This window comes from Nocardia flavorosea, from assembly GCF_015477805.1.
Lineage (GTDB): Bacteria > Actinomycetota > Actinomycetes > Mycobacteriales > Mycobacteriaceae > Nocardia > Nocardia flavorosea_A.
In genome coordinates, this window is sequence record NZ_JADLQL010000001.1 from 396,490 (window position 1) to 414,866 (window position 18,377).

The 18,377-nt window shown below is 68.5% G+C and carries 16 protein-coding genes; 9 read left to right on the forward strand and 7 right to left on the reverse strand.

Annotation, left to right across the window (positions count from 1 at the left end):
• The first annotated feature begins 53 nt into the window (after positions 1-53).
• The 3 genes from IU448_RS01855 (at position 54) to IU448_RS01865 (ending at position 3,709) form a co-directional block, all read left to right on the forward strand.
• Complete coding sequence (locus tag IU448_RS01855) at positions 54-704, forward strand: TetR/AcrR family transcriptional regulator (RefSeq protein WP_195053751.1); 651 nt, start codon at positions 54-56, stop codon at positions 702-704.
• Positions 705-806: 102 nt separating this feature from the next.
• The gene (locus IU448_RS01860; protein ID WP_324188483.1) at positions 807-1,319 is read left to right on the forward strand and encodes an SRPBCC family protein; all 513 of its coding nucleotides are present in this window, start codon (positions 807-809) and stop codon (positions 1,317-1,319) included.
• 185 nt (positions 1,320-1,504) lie between these two features.
• Positions 1,505-3,709 carry an acyl-CoA dehydrogenase gene (locus tag IU448_RS01865; RefSeq protein WP_280457597.1) on the forward strand — a complete coding sequence of 735 codons (2,205 nt, stop codon included), beginning with the start codon at positions 1,505-1,507 and terminating at the stop codon, positions 3,707-3,709.
• Positions 3,710-3,735: 26 nt separating this feature from the next.
• Here the strand turns inward: IU448_RS01865 and IU448_RS01870 are convergent, their stop codons facing one another.
• Positions 3,736-6,018, reverse strand: coding sequence for a glycoside hydrolase family 3 C-terminal domain-containing protein (locus IU448_RS01870; RefSeq protein ID WP_195053752.1), 2,283 nt, complete (start codon positions 6,016-6,018; stop codon positions 3,736-3,738).
• 91 nt (positions 6,019-6,109) lie between these two features.
• Entirely contained in the window at positions 6,110-6,661 is a 552-nt protein-coding gene (locus IU448_RS01875; protein WP_195053753.1) for a dihydrofolate reductase family protein, read from the reverse strand.
• A gap of 368 nt (positions 6,662-7,029) precedes the next feature.
• On the opposite strand from IU448_RS01875, the gene IU448_RS01880 reads away from it, so the two are divergent.
• The 3 genes from IU448_RS01880 to IU448_RS01890 all read left to right on the forward strand — a co-directional run bounded on the left by IU448_RS01880 (position 7,030) and on the right by IU448_RS01890 (position 9,601).
• Positions 7,030-7,644, forward strand: coding sequence for a hypothetical protein (locus IU448_RS01880; protein WP_195053754.1), 615 nt, complete (start codon positions 7,030-7,032; stop codon positions 7,642-7,644).
• A gap of 596 nt (positions 7,645-8,240) precedes the next feature.
• Positions 8,241-9,212 (forward strand): GlxA family transcriptional regulator, encoded by a 972-nt coding sequence (locus tag IU448_RS01885; protein WP_195053755.1) that lies wholly within the window; start codon positions 8,241-8,243, stop codon positions 9,210-9,212.
• Between the two features lie 56 nt (positions 9,213-9,268).
• Complete coding sequence (locus tag IU448_RS01890) at positions 9,269-9,601, forward strand: hypothetical protein (protein WP_195053756.1); 333 nt, start codon at positions 9,269-9,271, stop codon at positions 9,599-9,601.
• Between the two features lie 361 nt (positions 9,602-9,962).
• Here the strand turns inward: IU448_RS01890 and IU448_RS01895 are convergent, their stop codons facing one another.
• The 3 genes from IU448_RS01895 to IU448_RS01905 all read right to left on the reverse strand — a co-directional run bounded on the left by IU448_RS01895 (position 9,963) and on the right by IU448_RS01905 (position 13,268).
• Entirely contained in the window at positions 9,963-11,315 is a 1,353-nt protein-coding gene (locus IU448_RS01895; protein WP_195053757.1) for a CoA transferase, read from the reverse strand.
• Positions 11,316-11,410: 95 nt separating this feature from the next.
• The gene (locus IU448_RS01900; RefSeq protein WP_195053758.1) at positions 11,411-11,797 is read right to left on the reverse strand and encodes a DUF2784 domain-containing protein; all 387 of its coding nucleotides are present in this window, start codon (positions 11,795-11,797) and stop codon (positions 11,411-11,413) included.
• Between the two features lie 40 nt (positions 11,798-11,837).
• Complete coding sequence (locus IU448_RS01905) at positions 11,838-13,268, reverse strand: SDR family NAD(P)-dependent oxidoreductase (RefSeq protein WP_195054970.1); 1,431 nt, start codon at positions 13,266-13,268, stop codon at positions 11,838-11,840.
• Positions 13,269-13,463: 195 nt separating this feature from the next.
• Here IU448_RS01905 and IU448_RS01910 point away from each other — a divergent pair, with 195 nt between their 5' ends.
• The 3 genes from IU448_RS01910 (at position 13,464) to IU448_RS01920 (ending at position 16,221) form a co-directional block, all read left to right on the forward strand.
• A complete protein-coding gene (locus IU448_RS01910; RefSeq protein ID WP_195053759.1) occupies positions 13,464-14,609 on the forward strand; it encodes an acyl-CoA dehydrogenase family protein in 1,146 nt (381 codons plus the stop codon).
• Positions 14,599-15,315 carry a TetR/AcrR family transcriptional regulator gene (locus IU448_RS01915; RefSeq protein WP_195053760.1) on the forward strand — a complete coding sequence of 239 codons (717 nt, stop codon included), beginning with the start codon at positions 14,599-14,601 and terminating at the stop codon, positions 15,313-15,315. The genes IU448_RS01910 and IU448_RS01915 overlap by 11 nt, the downstream gene beginning before the upstream one ends.
• 114 nt (positions 15,316-15,429) lie before the next feature.
• On the forward strand, positions 15,430-16,221 hold the full coding sequence (locus tag IU448_RS01920; RefSeq protein WP_195053761.1) for a hypothetical protein: 792 nt from the start codon (positions 15,430-15,432) through the stop codon (positions 16,219-16,221).
• 63 nt (positions 16,222-16,284) lie between these two features.
• Here the strand turns inward: IU448_RS01920 and ligD are convergent, their stop codons facing one another.
• Together ligD and IU448_RS01930 are read right to left on the reverse strand one after the other, a co-directional pair.
• A complete protein-coding gene (gene ligD / locus IU448_RS01925) occupies positions 16,285-17,295 on the reverse strand; it encodes a non-homologous end-joining DNA ligase (protein WP_195053762.1) in 1,011 nt (336 codons plus the stop codon).
• Positions 17,292-18,377: an ATP-dependent DNA ligase gene (locus tag IU448_RS01930; RefSeq protein WP_280457378.1), complete on the reverse strand. Its 1,086-nt coding sequence runs from the start codon at positions 18,375-18,377 to the stop codon at positions 17,292-17,294. Before IU448_RS01930 ends, ligD begins: the two co-directional genes overlap by 4 nt.

Genomic DNA, 18,377 nt, shown 5'->3' on the forward strand with positions numbered 1-18,377 from the left:
GGGGCTCGAGCGCGAGCCGGGACACAATGAAACGCGGTCTATAATTCCGTCGCATGTTCCGTACCTATGACGAAGTCGACGAGCGGATTCTGGACGCGACCCTCGGGCGGATTCTGCAGGTCGGCATCCGGCGGAGCAGCCTGGACGATATCGCCCGCCGCTGTGGGCTCAACCGGGTCACCCTGTATCGCCGGTTCTCCGGTAAGAACGCGCTGATCGAGGCAGCGCTGTCCCGTGAGATCGCGCGGATACTCGCGGAGGCGACGGCGATCGCGTCCACGACCGAGGGCGTCGATGCCCAGATCGAGGAGACGGTTCTCTTCGTTCTCCGGCTGACCCGGACCCATCCGCTGGTCACCCAGTTACTGGCGGTGGCGCCGGAGGAAGCGCTGGGTTTCTACACTGTACGTGGCGAGGAAATGGTGTCTCAGGGCATCGATTACATCGCCGGTGTGCTGACGGCCGGTCAAGAACAGGGGGTGCTGGCCCGTTACGATCCACGGCCGGTCGCCGAACTCGTTGCCCGGATGGCGCATTCGCTGATGCTCACTCCGTCCGCGGGCATCGATTTCGACGACGAGCAGTCGGCGCGGGCCTTCATTCGCACCACGATCGTGCCGCTGATGAAGTACGGCGTCAGGTCCGGGACCGGCGAGGCCGGTGGCGAGGAGCCGTCCCCGGCCGAACGTGCGGCTGGGGCGTGACGAAACGGCCATGATTCACCGCGGGCCCCGCGGCCGCGACCTCCCGGATCGCCGGCCGGGCACCTAGGATCGACAACGACGAGGCCGGACAAGGAGTCAGCCGTGGTGAAGACAACCCGGACCACCGAGGTATCCGACAGCATCGTGGTCGGCATCGACCCGGCTACCGCCTACGACGCGGTGAGCGATGTGACGCAGATGGGCCGGTGGAGCCCGGAGAACACGGGCGCAGTCGTCGCCGAACCGGGCCGGCCGGCCTACCCGGGAATGACGTTCGTGGGCGCCAATCGGCGCGGGCCGATGCGGTGGCGTACCGAATGCACTGTGACCGTGGCCGAGCGGCCGCACCGGTTCGCCTTCCGGGTGTGCCGGTGGGGATTGTGGAAACCGCTGCTGCCGGTGGCGGTGGCGACCTGGGAGTACCGGTTCGACGCAGTCGCCGAGGGAACCCGGATCACCGAGGTCTGGTACGACGACCGCGTCCACTGGCCGGATACGCCCGCTCTGTGGTTCGACCGGGTGGCCACCGGTAAACGCGGTTTCGCCGAATTCCAGAAGGGCAATATCCGCCGCACGCTGGATCGGTTGAAGTCCGAACTCGAGGCTGCCGGCTGAACGGCCGAAGGGCCGCAACGGGTGTTGGGCAACCGGCCGAGCGGTTCCCCGGCGGCGTGATCCGGCGGCAGTGCGGCCGGTCCACGGCCCCGGATTTGCCACCAGGCAAGTAGAACGTGTTCTAATCTGGATATCCCGCACCGAACCGGGATCGTTGCCCGACACCCACGACCGGAGTGATAGCCGTGCCCGTTGCCCTGACCGCCGACCAAGCGGCGCTGGCCGAAACCGTCGCCGGATTCGCGGACCGGTATGCCGCGCGCGAATACACGCGTAAGCACACCGATCGCCTGAAACAGGGGAGCCTGCCGGAATTCTGGCCCGAACTGGTCGCGCTGGGTCTCACCGGTGTACACCTTCCGGAGTCGGTCGGCGGCCAGGGCGGAACATTGGACGATCTCGCCGTGGTGCTCGCCGAATCGGGCCGGGCGCTGCTACCCGGCCCCCTGCTGCCGACAGCAATCGCCGGTGCCGTACTCGCCACCGCCGCCGATTCCGCCGACGCGGCGCTGCGCCGGATCGCCGCGGGGGCATCCGGTGCGGTGATCGGTCCGGAACACGCCGTCGCGGAAACCGGTGGCGACGCCCCGCGGATCACCGGCGAAACCGGCGTGGTCCTGGGCGCTGCCTCGGCCGAATTGCTCGTGGTGGCCGCCCGTGCCGGTGCCGAAACCCGGTGGTACCTCGTCGAGCGCACCGCCGCGGGTGTCGAGGTGGAGGCGAAAGACGGTGCCGATCTGGGCCGCGATCTCGGTGTGGTCCGGTTCCGCGACGTGGTCGTGGCCGCACCGATCGAGCTGGACACCGACCGGGCCGAGGCCCTCGCCACCGCATTCCTCGCCGTGGAGGCGGCCGGGGTGATCCGCTGGTGCAGCGATACCGCCACCGAATACGTCAAATCCCGCGTCCAGTTCGGCCGCCCGATCGGTGCGTTCCAAGCTGTCCAGCATCGCACCGCGCGGTTGCTGATCACCAGCGAACTCGCCACGGCCGCCGCCTGGGATGCCGTCCGCGGTCTCGGCGACGAGCCCGGACAGCGGACCCACGCCGTCGCGGGTGCGGTCCTCACCACCCTCGGTACCGCGGTGCACGCGGCGGTGGAATGTCTCGGCCTGCACGGCGCGATCGGCTTCACCTGGGAGCACGATCTGCACCTGTACTGGCGGCGCGCGATGGCGCTGGCCGGGCTGGCCGGACCGGTGGAGACATGGGAACTGCGGCTGGGCGACGCCGCCCTGCAGGGGCCGCGTACCTTCGCCGTACCGCTGCCGGAAACGGATTCGGCGTTCCGCGAATGGGTCTCGGAGATCCTGGACCGCGCGGCACAGTTGGACAACCCGAACCCCTCGAAGGTCGGCAACCACGATGCGGTGAACACCGGCCCCCGCCGTACCCTGCTCGCGGACAGTGGTCTGGTATCGCCGCCGATGGCCGAACCCTACGGTATCGAGGCCGGCCCGCTGGAGCAGCTCATCCTGCAGGACGAATACGACCGGCACGGTATCGCCCAGCCGTCCATGGGGATCGGGCAGTGGGTGGTGCCGATCGTGCTGCAGCGCGGCACCCCCGAGCAGCTCGCCCGGCTGGCGGGTCCGGCGCTGTGCGGCGAAGAGATCTGGTGCCAGCTGTTCAGTGAGCCGGAGGCCGGTTCCGATGTGGCGTCGCTGAGCCTGCGCGCGACCCGGGTCGACGGCGGCTGGCGGCTCCAGGGCCAGAAGATCTGGACGACGCTGGCCCATCGTGCGGACTGGGGTCTGCTGCTGGCGCGTACCGATCCCGAGGCCGGCCGGCACCAAGGGCTGACCATGTTCCTGGTGGATATGCACGCCGAGGGTGTCGAGGTGCGTCCGATCGTGCAGGCCAGCGGCGACGCCGAATTCAACGAAGTGTTCTTCGACGACGCGTTCGTACCGGACGAGATGGTGCTGGGCGAACCGGGTCAGGGATGGGCGTTGACCCTGGAAACCCTGGCACAGGAACGCCTGTTCATCGGCGGTGTCCGCGATCCGGGGCACAACGAGCGGATCCGGGGCATCATCGAGCGCGGTGAATACGCCGGTACCCGCGACGATGCGGTGCGCACGCTGGGGCGGATCAGTGCGCGGGGCGCCGCGATCTCGGCGATGAACCTGCGGGAAACGATCCGGCGGCTGGACGGTCATGCCGTCGGGCCGGCCACCAGTGTCGCCAAGGCGGCCGCATCGATACTGCACACCGATGCCGCGGCCGCTGCGCTGAACCTGATCGGCCCGGCGGCCGCGCTCGGCGAAGCGGTATCCGAACCCGTGCACCACGAGCTCGATATCCCGACCTGGGTGATCGGCGGCGGCACTCTCGAGATCCAGCTGAACACCATCGCGACCCTCGTGATGGGGCTGCCCCGGAAGTAGGGGAGCAGCCCCGTAGGCGCGGCGGCTCAGGGCCGGGCAGACCCCGTGGCCGCCGCGCCGGTATCGGCGCGATTCAGGAACTCGTTGAGCTCGGCCGCCGTCATCAGGCCGAAGTTCAGCGCCAGGCGTCCGATCGGTATCGATGCGACCATCCGCGCCATATCGATACCCAGATCGGCGTCGGCGGAGCCGGAATCGCCGAGCAGAGGTTGCAGCCGTTCACTCAGCTCCGGCCCGGCGACCGGATGCGCCAGTACCTCGGCCAGGCTCGACTCACGGGTCAGCGGCAGCGCCACCGCGTCCCCGGCGAGTGTCACCGTGGCCCGCGCCCGGATATCCCGGCTGGAGGAACCCACCTGCAACGTGTACTCGCCACCCTCCACCACGCGGCGGCGAGCCGCATCGTTCCAGTAGGCGAATTCGTCGCGGGAGGTGGTCACGGTGACCTCCTCGGTCGCCCCGGGTTCCAGGGCGACGGTGGCGAACCCGCACAGTTCCCGAGGTGCGCGTAGCACCCCGGAGGAGTCGAGGCCGCGGTAGACCTGCACCACTTCCCGGCCCGGCCGCTCGCCGGTGTTGGTGATCCGGACGGTGACCGTGACGCCTTCCGCGTCGGCGGACGCCTGCGCCCCGGCGTATTCGAAGGTTGTATAGGACAGGCCGTGCCCGAACGGGAAGGTCACCGCGAGCTCGCGGCGGTCGTACCAGCGGTAGCCGACGAAGATGCCTTCGCCGTAGCGGACGTGCCCGTTCTCGCCCGGGAAGTTGTCGTAGGCGGGTACATCGGTGAGCCGGACCGGGACCGTCTCGGTGAGCCGGCCGGACGGTTCGGCGATGCCGAACAGCAGATCGGCGACGGCGCCGCCGCCCGCCTGGCCGAGCAGGGCGGTGTCGAGGACGGCATCGGCGGCGTCGGCGATCGGCGCCAGCCGCAGAACGCCACCGTGTGCCAGCACGACGACCACCCGCGACTGCACCGCCCGCACCGCGGTCAGCAATTCCACCTGGTCGGCGGGGATTTCGATATGGTCGCGGTCGAAACCCTCGGATTCCTGGGCGGCGGCCAGGCCGAGGAACAGAACGGCGATATCGGCGCCGGCGGCGGTATCCACGGCTCGGGCTCGCAGTTCCGAGCCCGCCGCCGGGTTCCCGGTATCGAAACCGCGGGCGTGGGTGACGGTTGCTGCCCCGGCGAGCGCGCGGATCTCGTCGAGCGGAATATCCACGCGGGCGGCGTTCACATGGGAGGACCCGCCACCCTGGTAGCGCGGTTCGGTGGCGAATTCCCCGATGACGGCGATGGTTCCGCGGGGCTCGAGCGGTAGCACCGCATGGTCGTTCTTCAGCAGCACCGCGCAGCGTGCGGCCACCGATCGGGCCAGCGCGTGATGTTCGTCGATATCCCAGCGGGTCTCCGGGCGGGCGTTCCCGGCGGCCTTGCTCGCCAAGGCGGCCATACGTCCCGCCGCGGTCGCCAGGACGGAACCGGGCAGGGAGCCGTCGTCGACCGCGGCGACGAGCCGGCGGTCGCCGCCGTCGTCGGGCCCCGGCATCGTCAGGTCGAGGCCGGCGGCCACCGCCGCCACCCGGTCGTCGACCGCGCCCCAATCACTGACCACCACCCCGTCGAATCCCCATTCGCCGCGCAGTACCTCGGTGAGCAGCCAGCGGTTCTGGGACGCATATACGCCGTTGATCTTGTTGTACGAGCACATCACCGTCCACGGAGCCGCGTCGGTGACCACGCGCTGGAAGGCGCGCAGGTAGATTTCCCGCAACGGCCGCGGATCGATATCCGAACTCGACCGCATCCGATCGAACTCGGCGTTGTTGGCCGCGAAATGTTTCAGTGCGGCGCCGACCCCCTGCTCCTGCAATCCGCGCACCCAGGCGGTGGCGAGGGCAGCGGTGAGATGCGGATCCTCGGAGTAGTATTCGAAGTTCCGGCCACAGCGGGGATCACGTTTGATATTGATGCCGGGCCCCAGCACGATCCGCACACCCGCGGCCTGCGCTTCCCGGCCGATCGCGGCACCCACCCGGGCGGCGAGGCCGGGATCCCAGCTCTGCCCCAGCCCCACCGCGGGCGGGAAACAGGTTGCCGGGATACTCGGGCCGATGCCCAGCGCGTCGCCGCTGTGAGCGGGGTCCTGGTACCGCAGGCCGTGCGGTCCGTCCGACAACGAGATCGACGCGATGGCGCCGACCGGTTCGGTGGACCAGAAATCCCGGCCGCTGCCCAGCCGGGCGCGCTCCCCGGTGGAGAGATCCGCGATCAGGTGGTCGGTGGTGGGGACCGGGTCCGGCATACGGCTCCTTCGGGTTGCTGGCGCTGATACCGAACATAGCCGGTGGCCGGCGCGGATCGGGCCTGCGCGCGACGGGACCCGGATGCGCGTCTCAGGACCGGGCGGGCCCGTAGTCCAGATGCACCACACCGTTGGCGTAGACGTCGTGTGCGCGGAGCTCGAGTGTCGTGGTGCCGGCTCCGTCGGCGAACAGTTTCGCACCCTTGCCCAGCACTACGGGGTAGACGAACAGGTGCAGATCGTCGACGAGCCCCTCGGCGAGCAGCGCCCGGACCAGGGTGCCACTGCCGCTGATGTAGATGGTCCCGTCGGTATCGGCCTTGAGTTCACGGATCTTTCCGGGATCGTAGGCGCCGAGGGAAACGCTGTTGGCCCATTCGGCCCGCGGTGCCTGTGCGCCCACCACATATTTGGTGGTTTCGTTGAAGAACGGGGCGCCCGGGTCGTCCTCGACGGTCCGGGTGGACCAGGCCGGGGCGAACATCTCGAAGGTATTGCGCCCGAGCAGAATGGCGCGAGCCGCACCGGTGATCGCGGCGAGGGTCTCGCCCATCTGCGGATCGAATCCGAATTCGACGGTGAACGACGGATCCTCGTACGACCCGTCGAGGGAGACGAACTCGTGAACGGCGATGGTTCCCATGCTGATGTCCTTTCCGGCGGCCGCTGGGCTGCGGCCGGTCTGCGCTCCGGCACGCGGGGTGGTGCGGAGGTATGTCTGTCTCGTTCGGGTAGACGGGTCCGGGCGGGGTTTCTCATCGGTACCCGGGGCGGCTGCCGAATCCCGTGCTGCCGGACCGGTTCCTCCTGCGTACAGTGAGTGTGCCGCACACAGTGTTGACAGCACGGCGCCGTGGGGAAATCAATGTGAGGACGCGGCGCCGAACCCGGCTCCGTGCAGGACAGCAAGGGAAACAGGACTTCCGAATGGGTCACCCGCAACCACCCAATCCGTACCAGCATCAGCCTGGTCAGCCCGTACCACCGGGACAGCCGTATCCGGGACAGCCCATGGGCGGACAACCCATGGGTGGGCAGCCCATGCCGGGCCAGCCGTATCCAGGCCAGCCGTACCCCGGTCAGCCCCAGTACGGCCAGCAGTACCCGGGCCAGCAGCCGCAGATGGGTGCGCCCATGGGCTACGGTCAGCCGCCGCGCTCTTCGGGGGGTGGTGGCGGCAAGATCGCGCTCATCGTCGGCGGTGTCGCGGTGGTGCTGATCGCGGTCGGGGTCGGTGCGTTCTTCGTCCTCGGTGGCGGTGGTTCGGCCGTGGGTGGTGGCTACGACGATCCGCGTGATGTGGCGCAGGCGTGGGTGGACCAGGACGGTAACCCCGAGGATCTGGTCTGCCAGGCCGATCTGGACGAGATCTCACAGTACGAGCAGGAAAATCCCGTCCAGCCCACCGGTGTGCCGTCGGGTGTGTCCGCGCCGGAGACCACGCTGAAGAGCGTGGATGTGCCCTCGGGAAGCGATTCCGGAACGTTCACCATGGAGATGACCATGGAGCTGCTGGGCGACGAGACCACCACCACCACGACCTACGACCTGGTCAAGGAGGACGGCTCCTGGAAGGTGTGCGGAATCCTGAATCCCGAAGTCGACGTGGACATGCCGGGCTTCTGATCTTCGTCGGACAGGTGGTCGGTCACCGGGGACAGTGCCCCCGGTGACCGGCCATTGTCTGTTTCCGGCTCGCGTATCGCCCGGTTCGGCACGGCGAATTGCCACTTACTGATGAGGCGGGGTCTTCCGCGGATCGCGGTGTATGAACGTAAAGTTGCGGCGCACCCCGCAGCGCCGCAACCATACCTTCGTACACACCGATCCGACGGAAGAATCACGGCGGGATCGTCGAGTGCACAATCGAAACCTCGGGGGAGTTCGCCGGTCGCGGAACCCCGCCGGTTGTCCCGAGAAGTGTGCGGTGCGGAGACAGGTGCGCCGTAGACCTCGTTCACGCGCCCGGTTCGCGGGTCGCGCACTGTTCATATCCGGCGGTTCACCTCGATCTCCCGTGCTCATACGAACAACGGTGCGGTCGCCGGACGCGACAGCACCGTTGCGCCCGACATTACTGTGTGGGACAGCCCGATCGGAGGGGCGGAAGCGACAGGATGCGATCCGTTTGCGACAGGCCGGTCGGCGGTGGGTTCGTGCCGCGCCCCTGTAAAAGACCGATCGGTTTTCATAGGACGTTTTACGATCCGTATCCTGCCAGCGTGGATGTGGGCATTTTCGTCGTGGACGGTGTGGGTGAGCTCGGTTTGGGCGCCCTCCACGGGGCATTCAGTACCGCCAACGTCCTGCGGCGCGAACTCGATTACCCGCCGGCCGGGTGGAACGTGCATACGGTGTCGCTCGGTAGTTCGGTGCGGTCGGGTAGCGGGAACATTGTGCAGACCATCCCGTTGAGCGAGGCGTCGGCATCGTTCGACACCCTCGCGGTGGCCGCGGTGAATGTGCTGGACCCCGAGCCGCTGGTCGCGCTCGTCTCGGACCCCGGTAACGCCTGGCTCCTCGACCGGATTCGCAGTGCCCGTGACCAGGGCGTGCATCTCGCCGCGGCGTGTACCGGGACGTTCTTCCTGGCGGAGGCCGGCGTCCTCGACGGGTCTCCGGCGACGACCAGCTGGTGGCTGGGGAGCAGCTTCCGCGGGCGATACCCGAGAGTCGATCTGGACGAGCGGGCCATTGTCTGCCACGGTGAGGGCATCACCACGGCCGGCGCCTCGCTGTCCCATGTGGATATGGCGCTGTCCCTGGTGTACCGCACCAGTCCGGAACTGGCAGAACAGGCGCGGCGGTATCTCGCTTTCGAGGGCCGTGCCAGCCAGACGCCCTACGTCATCCCGGAAGTGCTCGCGCGGGGCAACGCGCTGATCGTCGCGTACGAACGTTGGGTGCGCGAACATATCTCGGAACAGTTCCTGATCTCGGCCGCGGCGCGTGAACTGGGCGTCACCGAGCGCAGCCTGCAACGCGCAACCCGCGCGGCGCTCGGCATGTCGCCCAAGGATTTCGCCGACGATATCCGGGCCGACCGGGCCACCCGGCTGTTGCGGACGACCGGCCTGACGGTGGAAGGAGTGGCCCGCGAGGTCGGCTATGTCAATGCCAGCGCGCTACGGGCGCTCCTTCGCCGGCGTCGAGGACTGTCACCAGCACAGATCCGGGCCCACGGTGGCCTGTGACGTGGCGGCGGGGTGATTGCGGTGGCGACACCGTATTCCGTCTCTACACTGATCGCATGTATGTTCGACGGTTGTTCGCCGTAGCCGGGTTCGTGGCCGCGCTGTCACTGGGAGTTTCCGCCTGCACCACCACCGGCGCGGGCGCGACGAGCGAATGTGATGTCCGAGGTTGCACCGTAACCTTCGATCGCGGCGTGGACGCGAAGATCAGCGTTCTCGGCGTGGACGCCGAACTCGCCGCGGTGCAGGGCAATGTGGTGACGCTGAAGGTCGCGGGGCAGGAGGTCACCGTGCCGATGGGGTCGACCGAATCCGCCCAGGGCCTGGACCTGACGGTCCGCGAGATCACCCAGGACAAGGTCGTGATGCAGTTGTCCACCGGGCTCTGACCTCGCCCATCGGCGCCGGCCTTCCGGTGCCGTCCCGATCGCAAGCCCGGTGTCGTCGTGGCGTCTTCCGCGGCGCCGCCGGACGAGTGCCGCGCACAGCGCATGCCGCGCGGCCTCGCATCTGCCCGAGTCCGGGTGAACGCCGTAATTGTGGCCGGTCCTCGCCCCTGGTGGCGGTACCGCCCGATGACCTTCCGTCGGGATTGTTCGTCGGTGTGCAGCCGGGTCGTGAACGCGCGGCAGCGTTCGGCGCCGCGGCCGGCCGGGCGGGACCGGTCGTCGAGTGGGTGCGCGGTCAGCGGTGATACCGGATCCGGGTGCCCGCACGTAGCCGGCGCGGGTACGCCGGACGGCGACCGGTTCATCGTGGTTCGCGGACCGGTGTCTCCGACCATCGAGGTTCGGCGCGACCGTAACCCGTCGCCGGGAACGGATAGTCGGGGAATTCGGCCAGTGCGGGTGCGGCGGTGACGATCCGCCCATGCGTTACCGTGCTGTGCGGGCCGGGCACTGCCGGTGCGGGATGGTCGGGCGTACGGCCGCGTTCGGACAGCAGCCAGGTGGCGGTCCGGGCGAGTGAGACCCGGACATCACGGCCGAACCCGTCGCCGGTCCGGGCGGCGAGTGCGTCGACGATACCGGCCGCGAGCAGATAACCGGAGGCGTGATCGAGCGCCTGGGCAGGGAGCGCGCCCGGGACGGCGGACGCGCCCTCGACGACCGCGATCCCGGTGGCGGCCTGCACGATACTGTCGAAACCGCGCCGGCCCGCCCATGGCCCGGTGAACCCCCAGGCGCTCACCCGGGCGTGGACCAGTCCCGGCCGGCCGGTCAGGCCCAGCCGTTCGAGCGCACCGGGCCGGTAACCCGTGACCAGGACGTCCGCGGTGTCCAGCAGGCTCTCCCAGTGCGCATTCGCTGTGCGCAGATCCAGTAGGGCCGAGTGCTTGCCCTGTCCGGTATCGGTGAACTGCCACAGAATCTCGGGCAGTCCGGGCGGGTCCACCCGCAGGACTTCGGCCCCGAGCAGTGCCAGCGCCCGGGTGGCCACCGGACCGGCGATCACCCGGGTCAGGTCGAGTACCCGCACCCCCTGCAGCGGCTGATACGGGGTGCCGGATACCGGCAGGGTGTAGCGCCGCCGGTCCGATCGTTCCACGACTGCGACCAGGGGGCCGGCCGCGGCCGACCGCGCCTGCGGATGAGCTCGCCACTGTGCCTCGTCGCGTACCCGGACCGCTATCGCGCCGCGGGCCGCCGCCAGTTCCTCGAGATCGGCCGCCCGGATCATCGCGATCTGGGATTCGGCCTGCTCGACGGGCGCATCGGCGGGCAGTTCGAGCGCGGCCAAGAGACGGGCGCGATGATGCGGATAGTTCGCATGCGTGCGCACCCAACCGTCGAAGGTGGGGAAGAAACCGGACAGATCGGCGAAACCTGCGACCGGGGCCCCGTCGATTCGCAGTAGCCGGTCGCTGGTGAACGACGCGGCGATGCGTTCCGGGTCGAGGCGATGGCGGATCGGCGCCGTCCCCGCCGTTGTGCGGTAACGGTCGGCCGCTGCGGTAAAGGCCCGGACGGAGCCGGCGGCCAATCCCCATACCGGCAGGGTGGCGGCGAGACACCGCCCGGGATCGGGCCATTCCACCGGGGCCGACGCGGCAACGCCCACACCGTCCTCGTAATCACGAACCAGCCGTGCTCCCACATCCACTGCTCCGAGCGTACTGGCGTGCGGCGCGGGCGATCCGCGAGTTACCGGTTGGCACAGCGATTTTCATCACACCGTCACCACAGGTGGTGAACAGTTCAGACGAGGTTGCGCGCGGTGGGCCGCCCGGGATGGCGCCGGGCCCGCCACCACCAGCCCGCCCACGACACCAGCACGCAGACCGCGACCAGTATGCGCACCTCGGCGAGCATGCTCTCGGGGTAGATGACGCCGGTCAAGTAATAGTCGATGAATCCTTCCGGTGGCAGGCCCTGCAATCCGGCGCGTTCGCGCGCCCAGTTCTCGGCATACGTGAGCGGACAGTCGTAGCCGATCAGGACGGTACCGAACCCCCAGGCCGCCGCCGCGCCGTGCAACCAGATCGTGCGCGGCAGCCGCCAGGCGACAAAACCTCCCGCCACCACGTAGCCGATGAACAGCACATGCACGGCGGCGGTCAGATCGGCGAGCAGCCGGTACCACACCCTTCCAGGGTATGTCCTGAGCGCGGTAGCCGCGCCGGAATCACCAGGGTGAGGGCCGGTAGTCCTTCAGGAAACAGCCGTACAGATCGACGCCCGCCTCGCCGCGCACGATCGGATCGTAGACTCGGGCCGCGCCGTCCACCAGGTCCAGCGGGGCGTGGAAGCCCTCGTCGGCCAACCGGACCTTGGTGTAGTGCGGGCGTTCGTCGGTGATCCAGCCGGTGTCCACCGCCGTCATCAGGATCCGGTCGGATTCGAACATCTCGCCGGCGCTGGTGCGGGTCAGCATGTTCAGGGCCGCCTTGGCCATATTGGTGTGCGGGTGCCCCGGACCTTTGTAACCACGCGAGAACTGGCCTTCCATGGCCGACACGTTCACCACGTACTTGCGGCGGGCCGCCGCCGCGGCCAGTGCCGGGCGCAGCCGGGATACCAGAATGAACGGCGCCACCGAATTGCACAGCTGCACTTCCAGTAATTCGGTGGGATCGACCTCGCCGACCGTATGCACCCAGCTGTTGGTGTGAGCCAGGTCGGGGACCAGCCCGCCGGCATCGATGGCGACCCCGCGGGCGATCCGATCCGGGGTGGCCGATCCGGCCACCAATGCCAGTTCGGCCACATCGGCGCCGGTGAGGTCCGGCGTGAGCGAGGCGGTCAGGGCGGTCGGATGGGCACGGGTGGTCTGGCCGAAGATCACCGTTTCGGGCAGTTCGCCGGCGGGCAGCGGATCGGATTCGGCAGCGGCCAGGGCGCTGTAGGCGCCGGGGGAGCGGCGGACGGTCTGCGCGGCATTGTTGATGAGGATATCGAGCGGCCCCTGCGCCGCGACATCGTCGGCGAGCGCCACGACCTGGGCGGGATCACGGAGATCGATGCCGACAATGCGCAGCCGGTGCAGCCAGTCGGCACTGTCGGGCTGGGCGGCGAAGCGGCGGATGGCGTCGTTGGGGAACCGGGTGGTGACGGTGGTGTGCGCGCCGTCGCGCAGTAGTCGCAACGCGATGTACATACCGATCTTCGCGCGTCCGCCGGTCAGGAGCGCACGGCGGCCGGACAGATCCGTGCGGGCGTCGCGGCGGCCGTGGCTCATCGCGGCGCAGTCCGGGCACAGCTGGTGGTAGAAAGCGTCGACGCGGGTGTACTTCTCCTTGCAGATGTAGCAGCCGCGTGCCCGCAGCAGAGTGCCGGCCGAGGCACCGGTGGTGGCCGAGCTGATCGGGATACCGGCCGTTTCGTCGTCGATCCGGTTCGGCGACCCGGTGGCGGTGGCGGCCACCACCGCACGATCGGCATCGAGTTTGGCCTGCCGGGCGGCGATGCGACGCCGCCGTTTGAGTTCCTTGAACATGCCGCCGACGGCGCGCTGGACCGTGACCGAGTCCGGGTGGCCGGGGTCCAGCCGGCCTGCTTGTTCGAGTACGTGCAGACAGGTGGCGAGGTCGTTCGGGTCGATGCTGGTCGCGGCCATCGGTGCGGGGATGTCCTTCGTGAGCTGGGAAAGCGTGCCCACCATTGTGGCAAGGCGGGCGGGCACGGCCGCGACCGGGCGTGAACGCCCCCGCGACCCTTCGTTGACATCGCGCCAATAGTGCGGGAAAGTCGTTCCGGAACGATCCGGCACTCCACGTGCCGGGCTGGTGATCACGAGCCGAAGGATGCGGATATGGCACGCCCCGCGTGGAGCGACGACGAGGTCGAGGCGGTACGGGAACTCGCCCGCACCTACTTCGAAAAGGAAGTGGTGCCGCACGAGGATCGGTTCATCGAACAGGGCCACCCGGACAAGGCGCTGTACCGGCGGGCCGGTGAACTGGGCCTGCTGTGTCCCGCGGTCGCCGAGGAATTCGGCGGCGGTGGCGGCACCTTCGCCCATGAAGCGGCCATCATCGAAGAGCAGGTGCGCGCGGGTGACGGTGCTCTCGGTATCCCGGTGCACAGCTCGATCATTGCGCCGTACCTGGCCGAATTCGGATCCGACGAGCTGAAGAAACGGATTCTGCCCAAGGCCGCCAGTGGCGAGATGGTGCTGTCGATCGGGATGACCGAACCGGGCACCGGTTCGGATCTGCAGGCCATCAAGACCCGCGCGGTGCGCGAAGGCGACGAGTACGTGATCACCGGGTCGAAAATTTTCATCTCCAACGGCTGGCTGTGTGACGGCATCATCATCGCCGCCAAGACCGATCCCGAGAAGGGCGCGGCCGGGGTGTCACTGCTGTTCGCCGAGGTGAGCGACGACACCCCCGGTTTCACGCGGGGACGGATCCTGTCCAAGATCGGCGGGAAGGGCCAGGACACCGCAGAGCTGTTCTTCGACGGCCTGCGGGTTCCGGCGGCGAACCTGCTCGGCGGTATCGAGGGGCAGGGCTTCTATCAGATGATGCAACTGCTGGCCCAAGAGCGCCTCGTCACCGCGATCATGGCGGTGGCGATGATGGAACGCGCGGTCGAACTCACCGTGGAGTACACCAAGGGGCGCGAGGCGTTCGGCAAACCGCTTTTCGCCATGCAGAACACCCGGTTCGAACTGGCCGAATGCGCGACCATCGCGCGCACCAACCGGGTTTTCCTCGACGACTGCATCACCCGGCACCTATCGGGTGAACTCGATATCCAGACCGCGGCCATGTCCAAGTATTGGTCCACCGATCAACTCGGTATCGTCGTGGACCGCTGCCTGCAGCTGTTCGGCGGCTACGGATATATGACCGAATACCCGATCTCGCAGCTCTACACCGGCGCCCGGGTGCTGCGAATCCTTGCCGGCAGTAATGAGGTGATGAAGGATCTCATCGCCCGTGGGCTCTGATCCGGAAGCCGTCCCGGGACCCGCTTCGTACGGAGCCGGGACGCCGGTGCGGCGCCGCCGCCTCGAACCCGACGAACGCCGGGCGCAGATTCTGGCCAAGGCGATCGAGATGTTCGGGGAGCGGCCCTACGCCGCGGTATCCACCGCCGAACTCGCGCAGCGCGCGGGGGTGGCCCGCGGCCTGATCAACCACTACTTCGGCAACAAGCGCGACCTATATCTCGCCGTCGTGCGCCGGATGGTGACCCTGCCCCGGCCCGACGATCTACGCGTTCCGGCCGGCAGCACCCGGGAACGGATCGATGCCAGTGTCCGCTGGCTGCTGGACACCATTTCCGAGCACGGCAGCACCTGGGTGAAGGTCACCAGTCACGAGGGAGTGGGCGACGATCCCGAGGTGCAGCAGATCCTGGATGCGGCCGACGATGCGGCGGCACAGCGGCTGCTGCTGATGATCGGCCTGTCCGATGCCGAGGCGGCGGAGCCGCGCCGGGCGATGGTCCGGGCCTTCGGCGGGCTGGTGAAGGTCGCCGGACGTGAATGGCTGACCCGCGGCACGATGACCCGCGACCAGGTGCATGCCCTGCTCGTGGATGTCCTCACGACTCTCGTCACCGAATCCCTTCCGCGAGTGAACGGGGAGAACCGAACCCCCGCGGCGGGTATCGTTATGGACAATCACGGCGTGTCGGATGGACAACTGTGATCTGAACAACTCTCGTTTCGCGCAACGGCCGGACCGATCCCGCTTATTCTTGGCGCACTGCCGGGCGGGTCGACCGCTCCGGGTTCCCCGGCAGCAGTTCGAAAGGGATCGCGCATGGCTTATTCACAGCGCTGGGGCGAGCAGCGCTGGCCGGAGGTACCGCCGGACCGTGACGCCGGCCCACCCCCGCGGACGGGCCGGCGCCGGCCGGAACTCCGTGCGGAACCCGAGGACCTCGACTACGCCGACGACGAATCGTCTTTCGGCACCGCTGAGCCGGCCGTCAACCCGTACGCCGTCATCGCGCTGGTCGCGGCCCTGGTCCTGCTCTTCCCGGTCGCGATCGTTTTCGGGCTGATCGCGTTCACCCGGCCACGCGGCCGGTTCATGGCGTTCGCCGCGTTCCTGCTCGGTGCGCTGGAAGCGGTATTGCTGGTTGCCTGGTTCGTGCTGCCCGGTGAGCGAGTATCGGATATGTACTCCCGGGTCGGCGATGCGTTGGGAGTGACCACGGGATCCGAGACCGCCGCAGGTGTTCCCGCCGACGGCGAACTGGAAAGTGCCACCGCTGTCTCGATTCCGGCACCGCCCAGCGCACCGCCGGCATCGCCCACCCAGCCCCTGGCCACCGGAGCTGCGCCCGAGAACGCCGTACCGGTGGCCGAAAACGACACCGCCTGCCCCGAACCCGCCCTGATCGGCGCGGCCACGGACGGCAGCATCCTGCTGTGCCTGACCGACACCGGATCGGTCACCGGCTATCAGTGGTCCGGGCCGTACCGGGTCGCCGAGGCGGTACGCGAGGAAAACGGGACCTGTGCCGCCGCTGCGGGCGCTACCGCCCGCACTGCCGCCGGCCTGGCGTTGGTCTGCGAGGACGGTGCCTGGACACTGTGGGTTTCCTGACCCGGGGACCGGCGACCTTGCGCACCCGCCTCCGGATACCGCCGCGACTCACCGGCCGGCCGCTCAGCCGGACGAATCGGCTCTACGGGCGCGGCTGGGCTGAACCCGTGGTGGTTCGTTCGGCATCTTCGGGTACTGCGGTGGCCACGGCGCGTCCATGAGACCGCCCGCCAGATCGCGCTCGGACCATTCCAGCAGCGGTTCGATGGACTGCGGCGGACGATCCGCCCACGGATCGCCTGTTTCGGCCAGCCGGGCGGGTACGGTCGCGATCGTCAGATCCTCGGGCACGACCGTATCCAGTTCGGACCACCGCACCGGGGTGGACACCTGCGCGCCGACCTTGGGCCGCACACACCACGCCCCGAAAACGGTTTTGTGCGGGGCGTTCTGGTTGTAGTCCACGAAAACCCGCCGGCCGCGCTCCTCTTTCCACCAGTGGGCGGTGATTTCGTCGGGGTACCGGCGCTCCAATTCGCGGGCCAGTGCAACGGCTGCGGCACGCACCTGGTAGCCGTCCCAGCGCGGTTGCAGCGCGATATACAGGTGCAGGCCACGGGATCCCGAGGTTTTCACCCACGTCTCGATTCCGAGTTCGGTACACAGTTCGCGGGTACGCAGCGCCGCGGACCGCAGTTCGCCGAACCCGATACCCGGCGAGGGATCGAGATCGATCCGCAGTTCGTCGGCGATCGGCAACTCCGCGGCCTGGTTGGGCCAGACGTGGAAGCCCAGGCACCCCTGGTTCACCGCCCACAGCACATGGGCCATATCGTGTGCCACCAGCGCGTCGCTGGTGGTGCCGTTCGGGGTGGACACTTCGACGGTGTGCAGCCAGTCCGGCGCCGACTTCGGTACCCGCTTCTGGAACCACGATTTCCCCGACGCCCCGTCGGGAAAGCGCTCGAGTAGCAGCGGACGGCCGCCGTTGACGCGCAGGAAGGCCTCGGCGACGCTCTGGTAATAGCGCACCAGATCGAGTTTGGTTTCGCCACGGCGGGAGAAATACACCTTGCCGGGATTGCTGATCGTCAGCACCCGCCCGGCGGCTTCGATCTCGACGGATTCGCTCATTTCACCACCGGGGTCCCGAAGATTTCGTGCAGTTCGGCGGGGGCGACTTCCTCGAGCTGCGCGTAGGTGCACGATTCGGGCGTGCGGTCGGCACGGAACCGGACCAGCCGGCCACCGTGCCGGAACCGGCCGGACTGCACATGTTCGTACCGGACCTCGGCCACCAGTTCGGTGCGCAGCGGCTCCCAGGACAGATCCTTACCGGCACTCCACCGGCTGATGCCGCCGGGCATCGAACCACCGGATGCGGCCTGCGCCGCGGCGTCGGCCCAATCGCGCCACGGATGGTTGTCCAGCGCGCCTTCCCGGTAGGGGGCGAGCTCGTCGACCAGCTCTGTTCGGCGGGCGGCGGTGAAACTACTGGCGACGCCCACGTGATGGAGACCGCCCGCGTCGTCGAAGAGCCCGAGCAATAGTGATCCCACCCCGGCGCCGTCCTTGTGCCAGCGGAATCCCGCCACCACGCAGTCGGCTGTGCGTTCGTGCTTGACCTTGAGCATGACGCGTTTGTTCTGCTGATACGGCTGGTCGTCCGCCTTCACCATGACCCCGTCGAATCCGGCACCCTCGAATCGGGTGAACCAGTCCCGGGCCAGTGCCGGATCACCGGTGAGCGGGGTGAGGTGCACGCGGCCCGGCGCGGTGTCCAGGATCGATTCGAGCAGGCCGCGGCGTTGGATGAACGGTGCGGTGGTGAGATCCCGATCGCCGAGTGCGAGCAGGTCGAAGGCGACGAAACTGGCCGGTGTCTCGGCGGCGAGTTTGGTGACCCGCGATGCCGCCGGATGCAGGCGCTGCTGCAGAACATCGAAATCGAGCCCGTGCTCGGTGACGACGACGATTTCCCCGTCCACGACGCACCGATCCGGCAGCGCCGCCTGCAACAGCTCCGCGACCTCGGGAAAGTACCTGGTCAACGGTCGGTCATTGCGGGATCCGAGTTCGATCTCGGCGCCGTCGCGGAAGACCACGCAACGGAATCCGTCCCATTTGGGTTCATAGCTGAGCCCGGGACCCGGCGGGATCTCGGGCGCGGTTTTGGCCAGCATGGGCCGGACGGGCGGCATCACCGGTAGATCCAC

What these genes read in the sequence shown, in the direction of transcription:
- IU448_RS01910 (WP_195053759.1), top strand. Translation starts at nt 13,464, where the DNA reads ATGGCACGCCCCGCGTGGAGCGACGACGAGGTCGAGGCGGTACGGGAA.
- IU448_RS01905 (WP_195054970.1), bottom strand. Translation starts at nt 13,268, where the DNA reads ATGGCCGCGACCAGCATCGACCCGAACGACCTCGCCACCTGTCTGCAC.
- IU448_RS01920 (WP_195053761.1), top strand. Translation starts at nt 15,430, where the DNA reads ATGGCTTATTCACAGCGCTGGGGCGAGCAGCGCTGGCCGGAGGTACCG.
- IU448_RS01855 (WP_195053751.1), top strand. Translation starts at nt 54, where the DNA reads ATGTTCCGTACCTATGACGAAGTCGACGAGCGGATTCTGGACGCGACC.
- IU448_RS01870 (WP_195053752.1), bottom strand. Translation starts at nt 6,018, where the DNA reads ATGCCGGACCCGGTCCCCACCACCGACCACCTGATCGCGGATCTCTCC.
- IU448_RS01880 (WP_195053754.1), top strand. Translation starts at nt 7,030, where the DNA reads ATGGGCGGACAACCCATGGGTGGGCAGCCCATGCCGGGCCAGCCGTAT.
- IU448_RS01875 (WP_195053753.1), bottom strand. Translation starts at nt 6,661, where the DNA reads ATGGGAACCATCGCCGTTCACGAGTTCGTCTCCCTCGACGGGTCGTAC.
- IU448_RS01890 (WP_195053756.1), top strand. Translation starts at nt 9,269, where the DNA reads ATGTATGTTCGACGGTTGTTCGCCGTAGCCGGGTTCGTGGCCGCGCTG.
- ligD (WP_195053762.1), bottom strand. Translation starts at nt 17,295, where the DNA reads ATGAGCGAATCCGTCGAGATCGAAGCCGCCGGGCGGGTGCTGACGATC.